We start from the raw sequence: 22,063 nt of genomic DNA on the forward strand, positions 1-22,063 counted from the left end.
GACGCCGCGGAAGCGGCGAAGCCGCTCGCGGCGTCGCACGGGACCCGGCGAGCAGGGGTGGGCCCCCGACGAGCTTTGCTCGGCGGGGCGGGGGCGCAGCCCCCGTTCGACGTTCAGTGCAGCTTGTCGGCCTCGCTCTTCAGCTCGTTCCAGGCGGCGTCGAACTCCTTCTTCAGCGTCGGCTGGCGGTCGGCGCCCGCGTCGACGATCTCGTCGATGCGGTGATCGAGCTCGTCGCGGAGCGCCGCGAGGCGCGCGGCCCGGGGTTGCGACGAGGCGGACGGCGTCTGCTGCGGCTCTGCTGGGTTCGCCATGGGAGCTCCTCTTCGTTTCCTGGTCACTGCTCAATTGCGCCGTGCGGGCAGGCGACGCTCGAACAAGGTGGGCGTCGCGGGGGGAAGGATGGGATCGCCTGCACGGGCATGCCGCCGTCCGGGCGAGCGCCCGGTGGGTCCCGCGCGGTGCGTGGCGGCGCCGGCCTCGACAGGAAATGGAGTGGGCCTCGCCGCCGAGGCTCGTCGAGGAGGGACAGCGCATGGCCGAGGAGAGGATCGTGCTCGTCACGGGCGCCACCGGCAGGCAGGGCGGCGCCACGCTCCGTCACCTCGCGGAGCGCGGCGGCTTCGCGCTCCGGGCGATGACGCGCAAGCCGGAGGGGGACGCTGCGAAGGCGGTCGCGGCGCTCGGGGCGGAGGTGGTCCGGGGCGACCTCGACGACGCCGCGTCGCTCTCGCGCGCGCTCACAGGCGCGTGGGGCGTGTTCGCGGTGCAGAACACCTGGGAGGCGGGCGTCGAGCGGGAGGAGCAGCAGGGGAAGCGCCTCGCGGAGCTGGCGCGGCGCCAGGGCGTGCAGCACTTCGTCTACAGCTCGGTGGGCTCGGCGCACCTCGCGACCCGGATCCCGCACTTCGACAGCAAGGCGCGGGTGGAGGAGTCCTTGCGGTCGCTCAGGTTCCCGTCGCACGTGATCCTGCGGCCGGTCTTCTTCATGGATAACCTCGTCTCGCCCGGGTTCCTGCAGGGAGACGCGCTCGTGAGCGCGCTCAGCCCGGCGACGAAGCTGCAGATGATCGCCTCCGACGACATCGGGCGGTTCGCGGCGCAGGCGTTCGCCGAGGCGGAGAAGTGGAGCGGCTCCGAGACGGACCTCGCGGGCGACGCCGTGACCCTGCCGGAGGCGGCGGAGGCGGTGAGCGGGTTCGTCGGGCGGAAGGTCGCCTACCGGCAGATCCCGATGGAGGCCGTGCGGGCGAACAGCGAGGACTTCGCGCTCATGCTGGAGTGGTTCGAGCGGGTCGGCTACTCGGCCGACATCCCGGCCCTCGAGGCGCGCTGGGGCATCCGGCCCCTGACGCTGCGGGAGTGGGCAAGCCAAAAGCGCCGCCGCTGAGGCGAGAGGCCGCTCCCCGGAGCGTGGGGCCATCGCGCCCGGGCAACGGGGCGGGTTTTCGATTAGGCTCTCGCGCCTTCCACTCCACCTTCACCCCCGAGCGCCATGGCCCAGTACGTGATGTCGATGCTCCGCGTGAGCAAGGTCGTCCCGCCCAAGCGGCAGATCATCAAGGACATCTCCCTCTCCTTCTTCCACGGCGCCAAGATCGGCCTCCTCGGCCTGAACGGCGCCGGCAAGTCCACCGTGCTGCGGATCATGGCCGGCGTGGACGAGGAGTTCGACGGCGAGCTGCAGCGCCAGAACGGCATCAAGATCGGCTACCTGCCCCAGGAGCCGAGGCTCGACGGCGACCGGAGCGTGCGCGAGGAGGTCGAGTCCGCCCAGGGCGAGGTGGCGGAGGCGCAGAAGCGGCTCGAGGCGGTCTACGCCGCCTACAGCGAGCCCGACGCCGACATGGAGAAGCTCGCCGAGGAGCAGGCGCGGCTCGAGGCGATCATCGAGAGCGCGGGCGCCGACACCGGCAACGCGCTCGAGATCGCCGCCGACGCGCTGCGCCTGCCGCCCTGGGACGCGACCATCAAGCACCTCTCCGGCGGCGAGAAGCGGCGCGTGGCGCTCTGCAAGCTCCTGCTGTCGAAGCCGGACATGCTGCTCCTCGACGAGCCGACGAACCACCTCGACGCGGAGTCGGTCGAGTGGCTCGAGCAGTTCCTCACCCGCTTCCCGGGGACGGTCGTGGCGGTCACGCACGACCGCTACTTCCTCGACAACGCCGCCGAGTGGATCCTCGAGCTCGACCGCGGCCGCGGCATCCCGTGGAAGGGCAACTACTCCTCCTGGCTCGACCAGAAGGAGCAGCGGCTCGAGGTCGAGGCCAAGCAGGAGAGCGCGCGCATCAAGGCGATGAAGCTCGAGCTCGAGTGGGTGCGGCAGAACCCGAAGGCGCGGCAGGCGAAGAGCAAGGCGCGCCTCGCCCGCTTCGAGGAGCTCTCCAGCGTCGAGTACCAGAAGCGCAACGAGACGCAGGAGATCTTCATCCCGGTGGCCGAGCGGCTCGGCGACAAGGTCATCGAGTTCAAGGGCGTCACGAAGGGCTTCGGCGACCGGCTGCTCATGGACGACCTGTCGTTCATCGTCCCGCCGGGCGCGATCGTCGGGATCATCGGACCGAACGGCGCGGGCAAGTCCACGCTGTTCAAGATGATCACCGGCGCCGAGAAGCCCGACGCGGGCGAGGTCGCCCTCGGCCAGTCCGTGAAGCTCGCGTTCGTCGACCAGAGCCGCGAGAACCTCGCGAGCGACAAGACCGTCTTCGACGAGCTCTCGGGCGGGCGCGACGTCATCCAGGTCGGCCGCTTCGAGATGCCGAGCCGCGCCTACATCGGGCGCTTCAACTTCAAGGGCGCCGACCAGCAGAAGATCGTCGGCGCGCTCTCCGGCGGGGAGCGCGGCCGGCTCCACCTCGCGAAGACGCTCATGACCGGCGGCAACGTGCTGCTCCTCGACGAGCCGTCGAACGACCTCGACGTCGAGACCCTGCGCGCGCTCGAGGACGCCCTGCTCGAGTACGCGGGCAGCGTCATGGTCATCTCCCACGACCGCTGGTTCCTGGACCGGATCGCGACGCACATCCTCGCCGCCGAGGGCGAGTCGAGGTGGACGTTCTTCACCGGCAACTACCAGGAGTATGAGGCCGACAAGCGGCGGCGGCTCGGCGAGGAGGGGGCGAAGCCGCGGCGCATCCGGTACAAGCCGATCAGCCGGTAGGCGCGCGGCGCGGCGCGCCTCACCGCGCGGGCGGCCGCGCAGCGCCGGGCCGGCGGCCGGGGCGAGCCGCTACTGCTTCTGCGCCCGGAAGTTGATCGTCCCGGTGGTGTGCGTGAAGTCCACGACGATGGTCCAGTCGCCCGCGGCGCCGGCCACGGTCGACACCGAGCCGGTCGCGCCGTCGAGCGCGCCCTGGTAGACCTGCGCGCCGGCGGCGTCACGCAGCGTGAGCGTCACGCTGCCGGCGCTGACGGCGCTCGAGCGGTCGACGGAGGCCATCGTGCCGGTGTTGTGCCACGTGTACGAGAGCGTCCCGTCGCCGTTCGCCACGCCCGTGAGCTGGAAGCCGAAGCTGTCGGCGACGTTCGTGATCTGCGGCTGGTACTGAGGCTGGACCGGCGCCGAGCCGGAGTCCGACCCGCCGCAGGCCGCGAGCGAGACCGCGAGGATCGTGGCGAGGGCGACGGACGGCAGGCGCAGGCGCATGAGTGACCTCCAGTGGAGGTCCCACGCTAGCGGCTCGATTGACGGGCATCAAGGGAGCGGAGGTGCGCGGAGAGCGCACCTCGCCGGCGCCACCCGCGCCCCGTGACGTCGCGTCCCGCGGGGCGCCCCGCGCGGCCGCTCAGCTCCGCGCCGGACCGACCGGCTGCGACGCGGAGTCCCCTCCGAAGACGTCGTGCACGTAGTCGTGCGACGAGAGCGCGGCCGGAGCGAGCGCGCCCGTGCGGACGCCCTCGACGATCTCCGGGCGCTCGAGGTCGAAGATCGCGTCCAGGATCTGCCCGCGCTCCCGCGCGTTCGCCTGCCCGACCACGAACAGCACGCGCGCGCTGTGCTGGACGTAGCGGGGCGAGAGGAGCTGGCGCTTCAGGAGCTCCATGATCACGTCGGCCTTGGAGCGGTCGAAGCGCGGCGGGTCGCCCCGACGGTCCTGCTCCGCGAAGAACTCCCGCGTCCACTCGAAGTGGTAGTCCCAGACCTTCTGGAACAGGTCGCGGGTGAAGCGCGTCCCGGCCTTGATCGGCTCCGCGTTCGCGCCGATGACGACGCCGTCCTCGGTGAGGGTCTGCCGCTGCAGGTGGCCGTCCTTCGTGATCGGCGCCTGGTGCTGGACCAGCGTCCACAGCCACGACACGTAGATCCGGTACGTGGCGAGGTCGTTCATGAACCGCTGCCGGAGCTCGTAGTCGTCGATGGCCGCGGCGAAGTTGCCGTTCAGGATCTGGAAGCCGTAGTTCGCGGCCATGTAGAACGAGTGCTGCACGTGCTCGATCGTCACGTCGCCCCTGGGCGGCGCGTAGATCGCCTCCCAGCGCTCGGCCGAGAAGATCTTCTCCGGCGCGTCGAGCTGCTCCTTGCGGACGATCGACGGCGTGATCCTGCCCTGCGCGTCGAGGAGCCCGCGCGACTGGAAGAGCTGCCGCTCGGCCGCGTCGAGGCCGCTCGCCACCGTCGGCACCGCCTTCCCCTTCACGTCGATGGTCTCGAGCTTCGCCTCGACGAGCGCCTGGAGGCCGGACAGCTCGGCGCGGAGCGGGCCGTTGCCCGCGGCGACGTACTCCGCCTCCGGGCTCGCCACCCAGCTCTGCCGGAAGGCGTCGTGGAGCGTGCCCTTCACCTTGCCGGCGAGGATGTCGGCGAGCGTCGGCTGCGCGTCCGCCGCGAGCGGCGCCTCGGGCATGAACATGAGGCCCAGGATGCGCTCGCGGAGCTTGTCGATCGTGATGGCGCGCAGCGCCACCGGGTTGTAGCGGGAGCGCCCGTACGGATCGCCGCCCTGGTAGATCATGACGGCGGCCATCCCGCCGATGGGCGCCGCGTTCGTGAGCGCGCCGCCCTTCATTCCGGCCATGAGCATCATGAGCGCGGCGTAGCGCTGGTAGGCGATCATGATCGGCGTCGCCATCCCGATGCTCTGCGGGTCCGGGAAGATCCCGGCGGGATCGTCCTTCCAGAGCTCGATCATGCTGCCGAGGTAGTCCCAGCGGCCGACGTTCATGCCGAGCAGCCGCCGGCGCAGCACCCACGCGATGCCGGGGAGGTAGCGGCCCGCGTTCCCTTCCTCGTACAGCATCTTCACCTTGAGGGTGCCCGCGGGGACGCCGATGAGCCCCTCCAGGCGCGAGAGCAGCCGCTCGACGATGAGCGCCTCGCGCGGCGTCTGGAGCTTCGGGATGTAGTAGTAGACGCCGCTGCCGGCGCGGGTGAGGGCGTCGTAGTTGTTGAGGGCCCACAGCGTCGTGATGACCACGAGCCCGGGCGCCGGCTCGCCGTCCACGAGGACGTGGTCGTAGCGCAGGTGCAGGCTCGGCGGCCGGGCGAGCCGCGTCGGCCACTGCGCCGGCGGCTTCGTGATCTGGTACGCGCGCTTCTTGCCCTTCTTCACCACCTCGTACGGGCGGCCGGTCCAGCGGCCCTCGTGGATCTCCTTCGCGTTCGCCATCGCGGCGAAGATGCCCACCGGCTGGTTCGTGGGGGTGCCGTCGGGCTGGAAGTGCGGCGGCGACGCGTCCTCGAAGTCCGGCATGTTCATCGGCGCCGGCGAGTTGAGCGCGTTGAACGCCATGTCGAGCGGGTGCCATGGCCCGGTGAGCTCGAGCCCCGGGTTCTTCGTCGGGTGGACGTGGTCGGGGATGGGCACCTCGTCGTTGAGGCGCCAGCGCCGCTCGCTCTCGCGGCCGAGGAAGTTGTCCACGAGGCCCTGGACGATCTCGCGGTACGTCCAGGCCTTGCCGCTCACCGGATCCTCGAACGTCTCGTCCCAGCGCGGCCACGCGTACTTCGTGCGGGCCGGCGCCGGGTCCTGCAGGAGGGCCCGGCGCGCGGTGAGGGCGGCGGCGATCGCGGGGCGCAGCTCGCGGGTCAGCGTCGCGATCGTCTGCTCGACGTCGATCTCGCGGCCGTTCACGCGCTGGGTCCCGAAGAGCTGCGGGAACTGCTGGAGGATGTCCGGACGGATCATGGGCTCTGGTCCTCTCTCTGCAGGCGCGCCTGCGCGATCAGGTGTAGTGGCACACACGCGCGCCATGGGCATGGACCAGGAAGGTTGGGTCCCTCGCGCCACCCGCGGCGGAATCCGGCGAGACCCTTCCGGGCCCACCGGCCGGAGGCGCCGGGCTGCCAACGAGGTGGACTCCGCCCGCCCGCCGCCCCATTGCGCGCTGCGCGCGGCGATGGCCTCGTTACCTTCTGCCACCGTCGGGCGTGATCGCCCCCCATGACCACCATGGCTGCGAAGGCCCCAGCTCTCGAACCGAAGAACCGCGCGCTCGGACAGGCGCTCGACGGGCACCGGCGTGCGGTGTGGGGCATCTGCTACCGCATGACCGGGGTCGCGGCGGACGCGGACGACCTCGTCCAGGAGACGTTCACGCGCGCGCTCACGGCGCGCCCCGATCGGTCGGGCGAGCCGCTGCGGCCCTGGCTCGCGCGGGTCGCCGTCCGGCTCGCGATCGATCACCTGCGCCGCCGCCGCGTCCGCGGGTACACGGGCCAGTGGCTGCCCGCCCCGGTCCCGACGGACACGCCGGACCTGGAGCCGACGCCGGACGCGCGCTACGACGCCGCGGAGTCGGCCTCCTACGCGTTCCTCGTCGCGCTCGAGCGGCTGACGCCGCTGCAGCGCGCGGTGCTCCTCCTCCGCGACGTGCTCGGCCACTCGGTGCGCGAGGCGGCGGCGGTGCTCTCCACCACGGAGGGGGCGGTGAAGGTCGCGCACCTCCGCGCGCGGCGCGCGATGGAGGGCTACGACGCGGCGCGCCTGCCCGCGTCTCCGGCGCTGGAGGCGCGCACGCGGGCGGCGCTGGAGGCGTTCGTCGGGGCGATCCTTGCGGGCGACCTGGCCCGGGCGGAGGCGCTCCTCGCCGCGGACGCGCGCGCCGTCTCGGACGGTGGCGGCGAGTACCTGGCGGCGCCGCGGGTGCTCGAGGGCGCGCGCAACGTCGCGCGGTTCTTCGTCGGGGTCACGCCGCGAGGCGGCGGCGAGCGGAGAGCGACCTGGGTCCGGCTCAACGGCCTCCCCGCGCTCGTCGTGGACCTGCCGGCGGGCGGGCCGCGGGTCGCGCCCCGCATCGTGCTGCGCGTCGATCTCGACGCCGAGGGCCGCATCGCGCGCATCCACGCCATCGCCGCGCCGCGCAAGCTCACGGCGCTGCCTCCAGCTCCGCCGGCGCAGCCGGCTGCTCGCTGAGCGCGCCGATCGTCGCCGCCCAGCCCTCGCGCACGCTCGGATACCGGGGCGCCCACCCCGCGGCCTCGCGCAGCTTCCAGTTGGAGATCCTGAGCGAGCGCGCCAGGAGCTCGCCGAGCGAGCCGGAGACGAGCTTCACCCAGGGCGGAAGCAGGCGCGGCGGCGGGACGCCCAGGGCGGCCGCGAGCAGGTCGAAGTACTCGCGGCGGCGGACGGGCTCGTCGTCGGCGACGTCGTAGACGCCGGGGGGGACCCTCAGCGCCGCCACGACCGCCGACGCCGCGTCGTCGTGGGAGATCGACGAGATGAAGGCGTCGCCGGCGCCCGGCAGGGCGGCGAAGCCCCGCCGCGCCGCGGCCAGGAGCGGCCGCAGGTGGGAGGCGTCCGGGCCGTAGAACGCGGCGAAGCGGAGCACCACGCCCGCTCCCCCATGGCTCGCGAAGCGGGCCGCGGCGCGCTCGGCGTCCAGGACCGAGCGGTTGTAGCGGACCGGCCGGATGCGGGAGCGTTCGGCCACCCACGCGTCCCCGGCGTCCTCGTAGACGAGCGCGAAGGACTCCTGGACGAAGCGAGACGCCCCGCCGGCGAGCGCCGCCTCGCAGAGGTTCGCGGAGGCCTCGCGGCGGAGGCGGTCGTTCTCGCGCCACGCGAAGGGCAGGAGCATCCGCCCCGGCGACGGGATGTGCGTCGCGAGGTTCACGACGATCTCGTGGCCCGCGACGGCGCGCCGAACGGCGGCTGGGTCGAGCAGATCGAGCGCGATGGCGTTGGCCCCGGCGCGGACGAGCCGCTCGCGCGCCTCCGGCGCCCGCGCCACCGCGGTGACCTCGTGGCCGGCCGCGAGCAGCGCGGGGACCACCCGCCGGCCGATGACTCCCGTGGAACCCGTGATGAAGATCCTCATCCTGCCTCCTTGCGCCACCTCACGAGCGAGGAGGCGCGAAGGTTACGTGGGGCCCCGGCCGAGCCCCCGATCCGACCGGCCTCGGGGCCGTGCGGGATGAGAGCCCCGGGTCGCGGGACCGACGCGTCCGCGTGCTCGACCTCCGGCGAGCGCGCCGCAGGGCCGCGGGCGCGTACACGGAGGAAGGTGACGCGGGCGGGGCTGCGCGAGCGCCGCGGGCGGCCGTAACCTCCGGGGCCGCTCGCGCGTGGACACGGCATGGCGAGCACGATCGAGGCGGAGCGGCCGGTCGGAGCCGGCGAGCGGCACGGGCAGCGGTCCGCTGCCGGCGCGCGTCCGGTTCGCGCCGGCGTCGTGGCGGGCACGTTCCTGGGCTCGAAGCTCGCGTCGCTCCTCGGGCTCCTGCCGGTGGGCGTCTGGACCGTGAACCACCTGTGGGACAACCTCGCCGCGCTGCGCGGGGGGGCGGCGTGGGAGCGCGCGGTCACCGAGCACTCGAGCCCGGCAACGCAGGCGGTGACGCTCGCGGTCGTGCTCGTGCCGCTCCTGCTCCACTCGGGCTGGGGCCTCGCGCGGCTCCCGCGGACGCGCGTGCCGCGCCACGTGGGCCGGTTCGCGAGCCTGCGGCATGGCCTGCACCGCCTCTCCGCCCTGGGCCTCCTCCTGTTCCTGGGAGCTCACCTGTGGCTCGCGCTCATCCGGCCGCGCCTCCTCCAGGGCGGACCCGAGCCGTTCGAGCATCTGGCTCACCAGATGCGGTTCCACCTGCCGACACTCGTCGTGTACGTGCTCGGGGTGCTCGGGACGGCGTACCACCTCGCGAACGGCCTGCAGGCGGTCGGGGTCGGGTGGGGACTCCGCTTCGGGCGCGGGACGATGTCGCGCCTGAGCCTCACGTCGGGGGCGGCCTTCGTCGTGCTCCTCGCGATGGGGTGGACCGCAGTCTGGGCCCTGTGGCGGGCGGGGGGAGGGTGACGCTCCCGCCGTGCCCGCCTCACCGGCCTCGCCGCGAGCCCCTCGCACGCCGGCGCCGCGGGGCCGGCGCCGCGGGCCTCGCGCCTCGCCCGCGGGGGCGCGCGGGCCGGGAGAGCTCGAGCTCGATGCCGAAGATCTCCGCCAGCCGATCGTCCGCGACGAGCGCGGCGCCGGGCGGCGCCTCGGACGCGACCGTCCCGGCGGCGCCGGCTTCCTCGACGAGCTCGGCCATCTCCACGCCGCGCAGCGTGAAGAGCAGCTCCGGGGCCTGGTCGAGGCGCGCGCCGACGCCGTAGAGCACGGCCGCGAGGTGCTTGCAGAGCCGGGCCTCGTCGGGACACGAGCAGCGCAGGTCGAGCTCTGCGCTCGTCGGGAACAGCCCGCGCTCGCGGTCGCACAGCACCTCCATCACGGCGGAGGAGAGCCGCCCGGAGAGGAGCTCCACGACCGTGGCGATGCGGCCCGCGCAGGCCCGCCTCACGGCGCGCCAGCGCGCCGGCGACAGCGGGCGGATCCGCACCTCGGCCTCGTAGAGCTCGGTGCCGCTCACGAACGCGCTGACGAGCCCGCGCGAGATCGCGAGGTGCACGACCGAGCCGTTCCGCGCGTAGGCGCGGCCGCGCGGCAGGCGCGTCGCGAGATCGGCGAGAGACTCGAGCTGGTCGCACCAGGCCCTGCCCCAGAACGTGGTGGCGAGGTCGCGCCCCTCGATGGCGACGGGCTGCGGCACGATGCCCTTGCGCACGAGGCGCTTGCGCGCGAGCTCGGCGCGCAGCCGGCGCTCGGCCGCCGTCACGTACTCGGGGAACCGATCGCCGTCCTCGAACGCCACCGTGCGATCTTAAGCGGCGACCGGCGCGCGAGGCGAGTCCGCCGGGGCGGGGGGCGCAGCCCGGGGCGGCTCCCCTCACGATCAGAACTCCGCGCTGCGCAGATCGAGCGACACGAGGCGGAGGAGCTCCCGGTCGTCGAGCTCCGTCAGGCGGATCTCGTCCGTCCCCTCGAGGAGCTCCTGCGAGAGCCTCCGCTTGTCCTCGAGCATCGCGTCGATGCGCTCCTCGATCGTGCCCCGGCAGACGAGCTTGTGCACGAGCACGGCCTTCCTCTGGCCGATGCGGAACGCGCGGTCGGTCGCCTGGGTCTCGACGGCGGGGTTCCACCACCTGTCGAAGTGGACGACGTGCGAGGCCGCCGTGAGGTTCAGGCCCGTGCCGCCGGCCTTGAGCGAGAGGACGAAGAACGAGACGGTCTCGTCCTCCTGGAACCGCCGCACGAGCGCCGCGCGGTCCTTCACGGGCGTCTGCCCGTGCAGCACGAGCCCGGGGCGCCCGAAGGCGCTCGCGAGGAAGCGCGCGAGCGGAGCGGTCATCTCGCGGAACTGCGTGAAGACGAGCGCCTTCTCCTGGCGAGAAGCGACGGTCTCCGCGATCTCGGCGAGCCGCGCGAACTTCCCGCTCGCTCCGGGGGCGTACTCGCCGTCCCCGAGCCACTGCGAGGGGTGATTGCAGATCTGCTTCAGCCTGAGGAGGTACGCGAGGACGACGCCGCGCCGGCGCGCCCTGTCGCCGGAGGACACGGCCGCGAGCTCGCGCGCGAGCGCCTCGACCGACTCGACGTAGAGCGCGGCCTGCGCCCGCGAGAGGGCGCAGAAGGCCTTCACCTCCGTCTTGGCGGGCAGGTCGGCGATGACCGCGCGGTCCGTCTTGAGGCGGCGCAGGAGGTACGGGCGGACGAGGGCCCTGACCGCGGCGTACGGCGAGGGCTGCGCGGCGCCGTCCAGGGCCGGCGCCGGAGGCGGGGGCGGGGGCGCGGCGGCGGCCGACGCGGTGCGCTTCAGGAACGTCGCGAACTCCTTCGCCGAGCCGAGGAGCCCCGGGTTCACGAAGTCGAAGATGGACCACAGGTCGCCCGGGCGGTTCTCGACGGGCGTGCCGGTCAGGGCGAAGCGGACGCGCGCGCGGATCGCCTTCACGGCGCGCGACTGCCGCGCCGCCGGGTTCTTCACCGCCTGCGCCTCGTCGAGCACCGCGAGGCCGAAGTCGGCCTGCGTCGCCCACGGCAGACGGGCGACCGCGCCGTACGTCACGACCACGAGGTCGTGCGCGGCGAGGGCGTCGGCGTCGAGGGCGGCGAGCGTCTCGCGCGGCGTGGCGGAGGGATGCGCGACGAGCACCCGGAGCGACGGGGCGAACCGCTCGGCCTCCGCCTTCCAGTTCGCGAGCAGCGACGCGGGCACGACGAGGAGGTGGGGCCCTTCGAGGAGGCGGCGCCGCTTCAGGAGCAGGAGCAGCGCCAGGATCTGGACGGTCTTGCCGAGCCCCATGTCGTCGGCGAGGCAACCGCCGAGGCCGAGCCGCGCGAGCGTCCAGAGCCAGCGGACGCCCTCGCGCTGGTAGGGGCGGAGCGTGGCGTGGAGCGCGGCGCCGGGGTCGGCCTCCTCGGTGCCGCGGGCGCCCCGGAGCGACGCGAGCGTCTCCTCGAGCCACGTGCCCGCGCGGACCCCCGTCCACTGCCGGTTCGGGTCGAGGAGGACCACCTCCGCGCCGAGCTCGGCGCCGGCCACGAGGCGCATCGCCTCCACGAAGGAGACGCCCTCGGCCGCGGTCCGCTGCGCGTCCTGGAAGCGCTTTAGGACCAGGTCGAGCTGCTCGCGATCGATCTCGACCCAGCGCCCCTTGAACAGGACGAGCCCGCTGCCGGCGGCCCGCAGCGCGCGCAGCTCCGCCTCCGTGAGCTCGGCCTCTCCGAGCGTCAGGCGGACGTCGAAGTCGAGGAGGGCGTCGAGCCCCAGCGCGGCGGGCTTCGTCTCGCCGACGCGCATCGTCACGCGAGGCCGCGGCGCGTGCCGTCCGCTCCACCACGCGGGGACGCGCACGAGGACGCCGCTCTCCTCCAGGGCGGGCACCTCGCGCAGGAAGAGGTGCGCCTCGGCGGGGGTCCAGGCGAGGGGCTGGAAGAGCGCGCCGGAGTCGGCGAGGGCCTTCACGAGAGGGCTCCGCTCGGACGCGCGGTGGACGGGCTGGAGCAGCGCGAGGAGACGGCGCCGGTCGGCGGCGGAGGACGCCTCGCGGACGGCGTCGCCGAGGCGGCGGTGACGGGGCCTGCCGCTCGGGGCGAGGCCGGTCGTGTACGTCGCGAGGAACGCGAAGGGACGCTCGGGGTCCTGGCGGTTCTCGGCGAGGTGCAGGTGCACGCGGCCGACGACGCTCCAGGCCGGGTCACGCTCCGCGAGCCAGGCCTGCACCGTCCCCGCCGCGCGGGCGATCTCCTCGCGCCAGGCGGCGAGCGTGTCCGCCCAAAGCGAGCGCAGCACGGCGGGGGAGAGGTACTCGCCCCCGAGCAGCGGAGGCGCGGACGCGGCGAGCTGCTCGAGCTCGCCCGGGCTCGGCTCCGGATCGGCGTCCTCCCGCCGCTCCTCGAGGTCCGGGACGGCGCAGAGCGCGGCGACGAACGCGCGCGCGAAGTCGCGCCAGAACGCGAGCGCCGGCGGCAGCGCGGTGCGCGCCTCGCGGGCGCCGAGGTGAAGGAGGCCGGGGCCGTGACCCCGCTCGAGCGCGGCCCGGATGCGGCGGGCGACGGTCTCGCCCAGGGCGTCCACCGGCTCGCCCGGGCGCAGGACGAGATGACCTGACGGGGTCAGCGCGACGGTGAAGGGCTCCACGGCCGCGGAAGATAGCGCGCTCGGGGGCCGCTCGCGCCTTCGCCGCGCACGCGAGCGCTGCTCGCTCCCGAGCGCGGAGGTACGATGCAGCGCATGCGGATCCCGGACGCCGTGCGCCGCCTCCTCGCCGTCGCGCTCCTCACCGCGGCTGCCTGCGGAGGCGGAAACGACCCGGCTCCGGGCGGCGACGCCACGCCGCCGCCGCTGGGCGCGCCGATCTCGCGCACCGAGGGCGCTGCGATCGCGGGGGCCGCGGGGTGGACCTGGATCCCGTTCGAGGACGCGTTCTGCACCGACGCGGTGCTGCAGCCGTCGGGGGACTATCAGTTCGGGACGAGCACGACCGGACTCGCGCTGAGCTGGGGCTCGCCGGCGAGCACGGACCTCGTCGTGTTCCTCCAGGGCGGCGGCGCGTGCTGGGACTTCTTCACCTGCGGGGGTGCGCCGGAGCTCGTGCAGAAGACCGCGAGCAGCGGTCCGTTCGGGCCGGACGAGTTCGCGCGCGACATCTACGCGAAGTACCCGCGCTCGTGGGTGAGACGGGAGAACCTCCCGGCCGCCCTGCGCGACGCGACGATCGTGTTCGTGCCGTACTGCACGGGCGACGTTCACAGCGGCGACGCGGTCGCGACATACGCCTCACCCATCCAAGGCCGGCCCTCGGTCACGTGGCACCACGTAGGGCACGCGAACGTGCTCGCGTTCCTGAAGCGGCTCGGGGCCACGTTCCCGAGCCCCGCGAAGCTCGTCGTGTCCGGCTCCTCGGCGGGCGGCTTCGGCTCGCTGTCGAGCTACTCCGCCGCTCGACGCTACTGGCCGCACGCCAAGGGCTATCTCGTGGACGACTCCGGCCCGCCCCTCGCCGGCGCCGCGATCCCCGCGAGCACGCGCGACACCTGGTACGCGCGCTGGGGCATGGGCGCGTCGCTCGACGGCTTCTGCCCGGGGTGCCGGACGGACCTGTCGCAGGGCCTGCGCGAGCTCGCCGAGCGCTACCCGGGGGACCGCATCGCGCTCCTCTCGCACCTCCAGGACCTCACCATCCGGGGCTTCTTCGGGACGTTCACGCTCCTGCCGAGCCCGGCGTTCACGCCGATGCCCGCGGACCGCTTCGAGGCGGAGCTCCGCCTGCTCGGCACGAGCGTCATGGATCCGGCCACCTCGAACGCGAAGTACTTCTTCACCACGGGAGACGCGCACCCCACGCTCGAGGATCCGACCGTCGTCACGACGCCGGCCCCCGGGCTCGAGGCCTGGCTCGAGCTCATGCTCGCGGACTCGGCGGCCTGGGTGAGCGAGACGGACTAGGGCTCAAAGGGGGGCGCGACGCCGTGCTGCGCTGCCGACGGCGTGCCGGTCCGGGGCCGCGTGCTCAAGCTCGCGTGGACCGGGCTCGCTCGCGCGTCACCCGACCCCGGCGCCGTGCGTCTCTCCGGAGGAGGGCGAGGCGGTGGAGCGGATCGGCGATCACGCGGTCGTGGGGAACGGCCGGGCGGCCGCGCTCGTGTCGCGCGGCGGCACGGTCGACTGGCTGTGCTGGCCGCGATTCGACAGCCCTTCGATCTTCGCCGCGCTCGTCGACGACGGCGCCGGGCGCTGGACGCTCGCCCCGGCCGCGCCGTTCCGCTCGGAGCGCCACTACCTCCCGGAGACGAACGTCCTCGTGACGCGGTTCATCACGGCGACGGGCGCGCTGGCGGTGACGGACTTCATGCCGGTCGCCTCGCAGGAGGAGCAGCGGCGGCTGCTCCTCCCGGACCACGAGCTCGTGCGGATGGCCACGTGCGAGCGCGGGACGGTGGAGCTCGAGACCGTCTTCGAGCCACGGCCCGACTACGGCCGCGTGGGGCCGCGGCTGCGCGACGCCGGCGGGCTCGGCCTCCGGGCCGAGACACGGGCGGGCCTCCTCACGCTCCGCGCGGATCTCCCGCTCGCGATCGAGCCCGCCGGGCGTGCGACCGGGAGAGCGGTCCTGCAGGCCGGCGAGACGCGGCACCTGTCGCTCTCCTACGCCGACGAGTGGCCCGCGATCCTGCCGCCGCTCGGAGCGCCCACGCGCGAGGCGCTCGCGCGCACCGTCCGCTGGTGGCGCGCCTGGGTCGGGCAGCTCCGCTACGACGGGCCCGGGCGCGACGCGGTGGTGCGGAGCGCGCTCGCGCTGAAGCTCCTCGTGTACGCGCCGTCGGGCGCGGTCGTCGCGGCGGCGACGACGTCGCTCCCCGAGCGCGTGGGCGGCGATCTCAACTGGGACTACCGCTTCTGCTGGCTGCGCGACGCGGCGCTCACCGTGCGCGCGCTCTTCGGGCTCGGCTTCCGCGACGAGGCCGACGCCTTCGTGAGCTGGCTCCTCCACTCGACGCGGCTCACCCAGCCCGAGCTGCGGGTCCTCTACGACGTGCACGGCAACGCGCCCCCGCGCGAGCGCACGCTCGAGCACCTCGCGGGCCACCGCGGGTCGCGACCGGTGCGGGTCGGGAACGGCGCCGCGGATCAGCTCCAGCTCGACGTCTACGGCGAGGTGATCGACGCGGTGACCCACTTCGTCCGGAGCGGCGGGACGCTCGACCGGGAGACGCAGCGGATGCTCTGCGCGCTCGGGGACGAGGTGTGCCGGAGCTGGCAGGGCGCCGACGAGGGGATCTGGGAGCCGCGCTCCGGGAAGGGGCACAACACCCACTCGCGCGTGCTGTGCTGGACCGCGCTCGACCGGCTCCTCGAGCTGCACGCGAAGGGGCACCTCTGCAGCGCGCCGGTCGAGCTGTTCGAGCGGAACCGCGCCGCCATCAGGCGCGACGTGGAGGAGCACGCCTGGAACGCGCGGCTCGGGAGCTACACCGCACGGCTCGGCGGCGAGGAGCTCGACGCGGCGCTGCTGCTGCTCGCCTGGTACGGGTTCGAGGACGCGCGCTCGGCGCGCATGCGCGCGACGTTCGCGCGGATCCGCGAGCGGCTCGGCGCGCGCGACGGCCTCCTCTACCGCTACCGGAGCGGCGACTCTCCCGGCGAGGGCGCGTTCGGGATCTGCAGCTTCTGGGGCGCCGAGGTGCTGGCGCTCGGCGCGGGCAGCGCAGCGGAGGCGCGCGAGACCTTCGAGCGGCTCTGCCGGCTCTCGAACGACGTGGGGCTCTTCGCGGAGGAGCTCGACCCCGGGACGGGCGAGGCGCTCGGCAACTTCCCCCAGGCGTTCACGCACGTGGGGCTCATCAACGCGGCGCTCTCGCTCGAGCAGCGGCTCCGGGGCGAGGCGCCGCTCACGCACGCGGTCCCGCCGCGCGCGGCGCTCGAGGAGGCGGACGCATGAGCGTCGGGAGCTGGCTGTTGTGGGGCTTCGTCGCGACGATCGTGCTCACGACGATCCTGGCGGGCACCCAGGGGCTGCGCCTCACGCGCATGAACCTCCCCTACATGCTCGGCACCATGTTCACCCCGAGCCGCGATCGCGCGAAGCTCCTCGGGTTCGCCGTCCACCTCGTGAACGGCTGGCTCTTCTCGCTCCTGTACGTGGCCGCCTTCGAGGCCTGGGGCCGGGCCACCTGGTGGCTCGGCGCGGCCATCGGCGTCGTGCACGCCGCCTTCGTCCTCACCGCCGGCATGCGGATCCTGCCCGGCCTGCACCCCAGGATGGCGAGCGAGACGCACGGCCCCACGGTGACGCGGCAGCTCGAGCCGCCCGGCTTCCTCGCGCTCAACTACGGGGTCCGGACGCCGCTCGGTGCGCTCGCGGCGCACGCGGTGTTCGGCGCGATCCTCGGGGCGTTCTACCGGCTCGCCGGCGGGTGAGCGCCCGCTGAGCGCGCGGGGACGCTCAGCGCGCGGGCGCCTCCGGCGGGAGCGCGACGAACACGCCGAGCACGCCGATGAGGTTCCCGGCCTGGTCGCGCAGCGGCACCCGGCTCGCCAGGCAGTCGATGTCCCCGCCCGACGCGTCGCGCAGGGTCTCGCGCGCGTCGAGCAGCGGCGCTCCGGCGTCCATGACGCCCCGGTCCCGCTCCAGGAGGCGCGCGCGCTGCTCGTCGCTCCAGCCGAGCTGCGCGTCGGTCTTCCCGACGATCGCCTCGGCGGAGGGGAGGCCGAACCGCTGCGCGAAGCGGTCGTTGCACCCGAGGTAAACGGAGCGCCGGTCCTTCCAGTAGATGGAGTGCGGGACGTTCGACAGGACGCTCTGGAGCAGCTCGCGCTGCTCGCGGACGTTGCGGAAGCTCGCCTCGACCCGCTCGGCCATGTGATCGAACTCGGTGGCGAGCTGACCGATCTCGTCCTTCGAGCGCAGGCCGATGCGGCGCGACAGGTGCTTCTCGTCGTCCGCGATGTCCCGGGACAGGCCGACCAGCGTGGCGAGGGGCCGCGTGAGGGTGGCGGCGAGGAAGCTCACCCCGGCCACCGCCAGGATCACCACCACGAGCGACGCCAGCATGATGCGCCGGACGAGGGCGCCGACCTGCGCCTCGGCGGCCGCGGTCTTCTCGGCGATGGCGACCTCGATGTCGTCCACGTACCGGCCCGTGCCGATGATCCAGTCGAGCGGCCGGTAGCGCTTCACGAACGAGAGCTTCGGCGCCGCGGCGCCCGGGGTCCCCTCCGCCGTCGGCTTCGGCCAGGAGTACTCCACGAAGCCCTCGCCGGTCTTCCAGGAGATGTCCCGGAACGCCGAGAACAGGTTCTGGGCGCGGCCGTTCACCGCGAGCTCGAACTCCTTCGCGTCCATCGTCCGGCCGTCGAGCTCGGGCCGGATCGGATGCATCACCATGCGCGGGACCGGCGTCTCGGCGGTGCTGATCCAGAAGTACTCCGAGCCGTAGCGGATCTTGCGGATGCCCGAGGTGATCTCGGCGAGCTTCTCCCGCACCGCCTCGTCCACGTAGATGCCGGTCCCCACCACCCAGCCCCACTCCTTGAACAGGCGGACATAGGAGAACTTGGGCATGCGCGGCAGGAGCGCGTTCCCGTCCGGCTCGGGCCAGCTGTAGCGGATGAAGCCCGCCCCGCGCGCGGCGGTGAGCTCGACGGCGAGCTGGAACAGGTTACGGTCGTCGTCGCCCGCGCAGTCGAACTCGGGCGCGTCGAGGACCGTCCCCTCGAGCCTCGGGACGAGCGGGTGCATGAGCATCGTCGGGTAGGGCCGGCCGACGGTGTTGATCCACAGGTACCCCTTGCCGCCGTCGAACCGCATCGCGCGGAGCGTCTCGAGCGCGTCCGCCTGCGCGCGCGCGACCGACACCTCGCCCCGGCGCGCCCGCGCGAGGTGCTCGCGGAGGGTCGCGCCCGCGACGTCGAGGATCGCCTCGAGCCGCTGCCCGTACTTCTGCTCGAGGTAGCGCTCGTCCGCGGCCTCCCGGTACTGCGCGTCGATGAGCGCGTAGACGGTGTTCACCTTGTCGGTGAGGTCCTGCTTCACCTGCGCGGTCTTCTCGGCCCGGATGCGCGCGATGTCCTCCGCGGCCCGCGAGCGGATGCTCCCGACGGCGTAGCCCGCGAGGACACCCGCGGTGACCAGCACCGCGACGGAGATGGCCAGCTGCAGCTTGAGCTTCAGGGTCAAGAGCGCTCCGGGACCGGCGGTGGCGGGATTCTGGCCGACCCGCGAAGGCGGATCAACGAGGGGTTGTGGAGGCGCGTCGGGGGCTGGGATAATCGCGGGCGCTCGACAGATCGTCGCAGGCCACGCACGCCACGAAGGACGGGGGCAGGCAGAGCTCGAAGGAATCGGGGAGCCGATTCGTTCACGGGCGCCGGGGACCGCCGATGCTCGATCGCCTCCTCCACTTCGTGACGGGAAGCCCGGCGTTCCAGTTCTTGCGCTCGGTCACGCCGTTCGACTTCCTCCCGGACGCCGACCTCGAGCGCATCAGCGACGCGCTCTCCATCGAGTACCACCCGAGGGGGAGCACGCTCTTCGCCCAGGGGCAGTCGGCGGTGACCGACGTCTACGTCGTCATGAAGGGCTCGCTCGAGCTCCTCGACGACGCGGCCGCGCCCGGCTCCCAGGGGCGCGCCGCCGGCCTCGGCCAGACCTACGGCGGGGCGTGCGTCCTGACGAACGGCGGGATCGCCCTGTTCACGGTGCGTGCGGTGGAGGACACGTTCCTCTACGCGGTGCCGGGGGCGCTGTTCCTCGAGGCGTGCGCGAGGCACCGCGAGTTCCACGACTTCTTCGCCGAGAGCCTCGGGCCCCGCATGCTCGAGCGCGTGGGGGCGCGGCTGCGCCAGAAGTGGCTCCTCACCTCGCCCGATCCGGACTCCGTCGGCTTCAGCCGCACGGTCGGGGAGATCTGCGATCGGGAGGTGGCCTGGTGCTCGCGAGAGGAGTCGGTGCGGGAGGTCGCGCAGCGGATGGCCGTGCGGCGCTGCCACACGCTGCTCGTGCGCGACGCGGGCGGCGCGCTCGTGGGGCTCGTGAGCGAGCGGGACCTCGTCACGCGGGCGCTGGCGAGCGGCCTCGACGCGGCGCGGCCCGTCTCGGAGGTCATGACCCCCGCCGGCGAGGCGATGGCGGCCGGGTTGCCGCTCGCCGCGGCGATGGAGGTGATGGTGCGCTCCGGCGTTCGCTCGCTGCCGGTCGCCGGAGAGGGTGGGGAGATCGTCGGGCTGCTCGCGGACGACGATCTGCTCGTCGCGCACGGGAGCTCTCCGCTCGAGTACCTGCGGGACATCGCGCAGACCCGGCTCCGCAAGGACCTCGCCGAGAAGCGGGCGCGCCTGCCCCGGCTGGTCCGCGCGCTCATGCTCGAGGGGGCGCGGGTGGACAGCCTCACCTGGCTCATCAGCGCCGTGTCCGACGCCACGGTGAGGCGCGTGCTCGACCTGGCGCTCGCCGAGATGGGCCCGCCCCCCGCGCCGTTCGTGTTCCTCGCCCTCGGCAGCGAGGGGCGGCGAGAGCAGACCCTCGTGACCGACCAGGACAACGCCCTGGTGTTCGCCGACGTCCCCGGGCGCGAGGCGGAGGCGGCGGAGTACTTCCCGCGGCTCGGCGAGCGCGTCTGCACCTGGCTGAAGGAGGTCGGGGTCGAGTACTGCGACGGGGAGGTGATGGCGAGCAACCGGGAGTGGTGCCAGCCGCTGTCCGTCTGGAAGGAGTACTTCCGCAAGTGGGTGAGGGTCCCGGAGCCGGAGGCGGTGCTCAACTCCAGCATCTTCTTCGACTTCCGGGAGGTGCACGGAGACCTCGCGCTCGCCGAGGAGCTCCGCGGCCACGTGACCCAGCTGCTCGCGCCAAGGCCCGGGATGTTCTTCAACCTCCTCGCGCAGGCGGTGGTGGACAAGGAGCTGCCCGTCGGCCTCTTCGGGCGGATCTCGGTGGAGACGCGCGGGAGCCGGGAGGACGTGTTCGACATCAAGCAGCCCATCGCGCGCATCTGCGAGCTGACGCGGCTGCAGGGCCTCTGGAACGGCATCGGCGCGACGAGCACGCTCGAGCGGCTGCGGAAGCTCTCGCAGCAGGGCGAGGTGGACGCGCGGGTCTGCCTCGACATGAAGCACGCGTACTCCTTCCTCATGCAGCTGCGGCTCGCCCGGCAGGTGGCGGCGCTCGGGAGCGGGGGCGTGCCGGCCGACAACCTCATCAGCACGCACGAGATCTCCACCCTCGAGCAGCGGTTCCTCGAGGAGACCTTCGGGCTCATCGGACGTGCCCAGGCGAGCGCGCGCAGGAAGTTCCTGCGCCAGGCGTGAAAGGGAGCGCAATGAGCCGAACCACCGGGATCGCGGCGCTCCTCCGGCTCGTCCGGCGCAAGGCCACCGGCGCGGCCGCGGAGGTCCGCTACGCGCGGCGCAAGACGCTCGGCGCGGAGGAGTGGACGCAGCCGATCCGGACGATGACGTTCACGGTGCTCGACTGCGAGATGACCGGGCTCGACCCCGCCAAGGACGAGATCCTCTCCATCGGCGCGGTGCGGATCCGCAACGGCCGGATCGTGATGAGCGAGCGCTTCTACCAGGTGTTCAAGCCGACCGAGGCGGTCTCGCCGAAGGAGGTCATCCTCATCCACGGCCTCGGCCCCGACGAGGTCAGCCGCGGCATGCCGCTCCTCGACGCGCTCGACCGCCTGCTCGCCTTCATCGGCGACAGCGTCGTGATCGGCCACTTCACGGCGGTCGATCTCGGCTTCCTGAACGCGGCGCTCGCGTCGCGGAAGGAGCGATCGATCAAGAACCCCGCGCTCGACACGCGCCTCCTGTACGGCTGGTGGCGCCGGCGGACGTCGCCTGCGAGCCAGGCCTCGACCGACGCCGCCCTCGAGGACATCGTCATCGAGATGGGGCTGCCGCGCTACCCGGCGCACCACGCCTTCTACGACGCGCTCACCACCGGCATGGTGTTCCTGAAGCTGCTGGGCGACTTCGAGGCCTCGGGCGCCGTTCAGTTCCGGACGCTGTACCGGGAGGCGGGGGTGTACTGACGCGCGAGCGGGGAAGGATCACGTGCTGGCGAGCAGGGGCGGGGCGCAGCCAGCGCGGTCCCCGGCGAGATCATCCGCCGATCGCGTGCCGGTATGCGTGGAGGACGTGCTCGGCGATCTCCGCGACGCCCACGCCCCGGGTGACCTGCGCGAAGACCACCGGGCCGTCGCCGCGCATCCGCGCGGCGTCGCGGGCCATGAGGCCGAGGTCGGCGCCGACCGCCTCGGCGAGATCCGTCTTGTTCACCACGAGGAGATCGGCCTGCGTGATGCCGGGGCCGCCCTTGCGCGGCACCTTGTCCCCGCCCGCGACGTCGATGACGTAGATGGTGTAGTCGGCGAGCTCGCGGCTGAAGTGCGCGGCGAGGTTGTCGCCCCCCGACTCGCAGAACAGGATCTCGGGGTCGTGCGCCAGGGTGAGCTCCTCGAGCGCGAGCAGGTTCGCGGTCACGTCCTCGCGGATGGCCGCGTGCGGGCACCCTCCGGTCTCGACGGCGCGGATGCGCTCGGCGGGCAGCGCCTGGTTCCGGACCAGGAACTCGGCGTCCTCGCGGGTGAAGATGTCGTTCGTCACGACCGCGAGGGAGCGTGAGTGGCGCAGCGCGCGGCAGAGCGCGAGGACGAGCGCGGTCTTCCCGCTCCCGACCGGACCTCCCACTCCGACCGTGAAGGCGCGCCGCCGGAGGTCGCCGCGCGCGTGAGGGGCGCCGCGGTCCCGGAACGAGCCGGGCCCGGGGGCGTGATCGTGACCGGAGTGGAGCGAGAGCGCGTTCAT

17 protein-coding genes are annotated in these 22,063 nt (G+C 73.5%); 9 read left to right on the forward strand and 8 right to left on the reverse strand.

Annotated features, from left to right (window positions below; all coding sequences use genetic code 11):
* Positions 1–113 precede the first annotated feature (113 nt).
* Positions 114–314 carry a hypothetical protein gene (locus tag MLV88_RS18665; protein WP_242333179.1) on the reverse strand — a complete coding sequence of 67 codons (201 nt, stop codon included), beginning with the start codon at positions 312–314 and terminating at the stop codon, positions 114–116.
* A gap of 221 nt (positions 315–535) precedes the next feature.
* Between MLV88_RS18665 and MLV88_RS18670 the strand changes: the two genes are divergently transcribed.
* Complete coding sequence (locus MLV88_RS18670; RefSeq protein ID WP_243338365.1) at positions 536–1,390, forward strand: NmrA/HSCARG family protein; 855 nt, start codon at positions 536–538, stop codon at positions 1,388–1,390.
* Between the two features lie 105 nt (positions 1,391–1,495).
* Positions 1,496–3,160 (forward strand): energy-dependent translational throttle protein EttA, encoded by a 1,665-nt coding sequence (gene ettA, locus MLV88_RS18675; protein ID WP_242333184.1) that lies wholly within the window; start codon positions 1,496–1,498, stop codon positions 3,158–3,160.
* Between the two features lie 69 nt (positions 3,161–3,229).
* Here ettA and MLV88_RS18680 read toward each other — a convergent pair whose 3' ends face one another.
* Together MLV88_RS18680 and MLV88_RS18685 are read right to left on the reverse strand one after the other, a co-directional pair.
* Positions 3,230–3,646: a hypothetical protein gene (locus tag MLV88_RS18680; RefSeq protein ID WP_243338367.1), complete on the reverse strand. Its 417-nt coding sequence runs from the start codon at positions 3,644–3,646 to the stop codon at positions 3,230–3,232.
* A 139-nt stretch (positions 3,647–3,785) separates the two neighbouring features.
* On the reverse strand, positions 3,786–6,125 hold the full coding sequence (locus tag MLV88_RS18685; protein ID WP_243338368.1) for an aldolase/citrate lyase/malate synthase family protein: 2,340 nt from the start codon (positions 6,123–6,125) through the stop codon (positions 3,786–3,788).
* Positions 6,126–6,389: 264 nt separating this feature from the next.
* Here MLV88_RS18685 and MLV88_RS18690 point away from each other — a divergent pair, with 264 nt between their 5' ends.
* A complete protein-coding gene (locus MLV88_RS18690; RefSeq protein ID WP_242333190.1) occupies positions 6,390–7,352 on the forward strand; it encodes a sigma-70 family RNA polymerase sigma factor in 963 nt (320 codons plus the stop codon).
* Here MLV88_RS18690 and MLV88_RS18695 read toward each other — a convergent pair.
* On the reverse strand, positions 7,306–8,256 hold the full coding sequence (locus tag MLV88_RS18695) for an NAD-dependent epimerase/dehydratase family protein (RefSeq protein ID WP_242333192.1): 951 nt from the start codon (positions 8,254–8,256) through the stop codon (positions 7,306–7,308). The genes MLV88_RS18690 and MLV88_RS18695 overlap by 47 nt on opposite strands.
* A 258-nt stretch (positions 8,257–8,514) precedes the next feature.
* Here MLV88_RS18695 and MLV88_RS18700 point away from each other — a divergent pair, with 258 nt between their 5' ends.
* Complete coding sequence (locus tag MLV88_RS18700; protein WP_243338369.1) at positions 8,515–9,231, forward strand: succinate dehydrogenase; 717 nt, start codon at positions 8,515–8,517, stop codon at positions 9,229–9,231.
* A 19-nt stretch (positions 9,232–9,250) separates the two neighbouring features.
* Here MLV88_RS18700 and MLV88_RS24700 read toward each other — a convergent pair whose 3' ends face one another.
* Complete coding sequence (locus tag MLV88_RS24700) at positions 9,251–10,063, reverse strand: SWIM zinc finger family protein (RefSeq protein WP_242352044.1); 813 nt, start codon at positions 10,061–10,063, stop codon at positions 9,251–9,253.
* 81 nt (positions 10,064–10,144) lie between these two features.
* Positions 10,145–12,892, reverse strand: coding sequence for a DEAD/DEAH box helicase (locus MLV88_RS18710; RefSeq protein WP_243338370.1), 2,748 nt, complete (start codon positions 12,890–12,892; stop codon positions 10,145–10,147).
* Positions 12,893–12,985: 93 nt separating this feature from the next.
* Between MLV88_RS18710 and MLV88_RS18715 the strand changes: the two genes are divergently transcribed.
* The 3 genes from MLV88_RS18715 (at position 12,986) to MLV88_RS18725 (ending at position 16,672) form a co-directional block, all read left to right on the forward strand.
* Entirely contained in the window at positions 12,986–14,200 is a 1,215-nt protein-coding gene (locus MLV88_RS18715) for a pectin acetylesterase-family hydrolase (RefSeq protein WP_243338371.1), read from the forward strand.
* A gap of 142 nt (positions 14,201–14,342) precedes the next feature.
* Positions 14,343–16,193, forward strand: coding sequence for a glycoside hydrolase family 15 protein (locus MLV88_RS18720; RefSeq protein WP_243338372.1), 1,851 nt, complete (start codon positions 14,343–14,345; stop codon positions 16,191–16,193).
* Entirely contained in the window at positions 16,190–16,672 is a 483-nt protein-coding gene (locus MLV88_RS18725; RefSeq protein ID WP_242333204.1) for a hypothetical protein, read from the forward strand. The genes MLV88_RS18720 and MLV88_RS18725 overlap by 4 nt, the downstream gene beginning before the upstream one ends.
* Positions 16,673–16,697: 25 nt before the next feature.
* On the opposite strand, the gene MLV88_RS18730 is transcribed toward MLV88_RS18725, so the two are convergent.
* Positions 16,698–18,431, reverse strand: coding sequence for a cache domain-containing protein (locus MLV88_RS18730; protein ID WP_242352048.1), 1,734 nt, complete (start codon positions 18,429–18,431; stop codon positions 16,698–16,700).
* 203 nt (positions 18,432–18,634) lie between these two features.
* Between MLV88_RS18730 and MLV88_RS18735 the strand changes: the two genes are divergently transcribed.
* Together MLV88_RS18735 and MLV88_RS18740 are read left to right on the forward strand one after the other, a co-directional pair.
* A complete protein-coding gene (locus tag MLV88_RS18735) occupies positions 18,635–20,560 on the forward strand; it encodes a DUF294 nucleotidyltransferase-like domain-containing protein (protein ID WP_242352049.1) in 1,926 nt (641 codons plus the stop codon).
* A gap of 11 nt (positions 20,561–20,571) precedes the next feature.
* Positions 20,572–21,288: a 3'-5' exonuclease gene (locus tag MLV88_RS18740; protein WP_242352050.1), complete on the forward strand. Its 717-nt coding sequence runs from the start codon at positions 20,572–20,574 to the stop codon at positions 21,286–21,288.
* Positions 21,289–21,358: 70 nt separating this feature from the next.
* Here the strand turns inward: MLV88_RS18740 and ureG are convergent, their stop codons facing one another.
* Positions 21,359–22,063, reverse strand: a complete 705-nt coding sequence (gene ureG, locus MLV88_RS18745) for an urease accessory protein UreG (protein WP_242352051.1) — start codon at positions 22,061–22,063, stop codon at positions 21,359–21,361.

Origin of the sequence: Anaeromyxobacter soli (assembly GCF_022808855.1) — a bacterium.
GTDB lineage: Bacteria > Myxococcota > Myxococcia > Myxococcales > Anaeromyxobacteraceae > Anaeromyxobacter > Anaeromyxobacter soli.

Excerpts from the sequence above, each read along its gene's own strand:
- MLV88_RS18665 (WP_242333179.1), bottom strand. The coding sequence starts at position 314 with ATGGCGAACCCAGCAGAGCCGCAGCAGACGCCGTCCGCCTCGTCGCAA.
- MLV88_RS18670 (WP_243338365.1), top strand. The coding sequence starts at position 536 with ATGGCCGAGGAGAGGATCGTGCTCGTCACGGGCGCCACCGGCAGGCAG.
- ettA (WP_242333184.1), top strand. The coding sequence starts at position 1,496 with ATGGCCCAGTACGTGATGTCGATGCTCCGCGTGAGCAAGGTCGTCCCG.
- MLV88_RS18680 (WP_243338367.1), bottom strand. The coding sequence starts at position 3,646 with ATGCGCCTGCGCCTGCCGTCCGTCGCCCTCGCCACGATCCTCGCGGTC.
- MLV88_RS18685 (WP_243338368.1), bottom strand. The coding sequence starts at position 6,125 with ATGATCCGTCCGGACATCCTCCAGCAGTTCCCGCAGCTCTTCGGGACC.
- MLV88_RS18690 (WP_242333190.1), top strand. The coding sequence starts at position 6,390 with ATGGCTGCGAAGGCCCCAGCTCTCGAACCGAAGAACCGCGCGCTCGGA.
- MLV88_RS18695 (WP_242333192.1), bottom strand. The coding sequence starts at position 8,256 with ATGAGGATCTTCATCACGGGTTCCACGGGAGTCATCGGCCGGCGGGTG.
- MLV88_RS18700 (WP_243338369.1), top strand. The coding sequence starts at position 8,515 with ATGGCGAGCACGATCGAGGCGGAGCGGCCGGTCGGAGCCGGCGAGCGG.
- MLV88_RS18715 (WP_243338371.1), top strand. The coding sequence starts at position 12,986 with ATGCGGATCCCGGACGCCGTGCGCCGCCTCCTCGCCGTCGCGCTCCTC.
- MLV88_RS18725 (WP_242333204.1), top strand. The coding sequence starts at position 16,190 with ATGAGCGTCGGGAGCTGGCTGTTGTGGGGCTTCGTCGCGACGATCGTG.
- MLV88_RS18735 (WP_242352049.1), top strand. The coding sequence starts at position 18,635 with ATGCTCGATCGCCTCCTCCACTTCGTGACGGGAAGCCCGGCGTTCCAG.
- MLV88_RS18740 (WP_242352050.1), top strand. The coding sequence starts at position 20,572 with ATGAGCCGAACCACCGGGATCGCGGCGCTCCTCCGGCTCGTCCGGCGC.
- ureG (WP_242352051.1), bottom strand. The coding sequence starts at position 22,063 with ATGAACGCGCTCTCGCTCCACTCCGGTCACGATCACGCCCCCGGGCCC.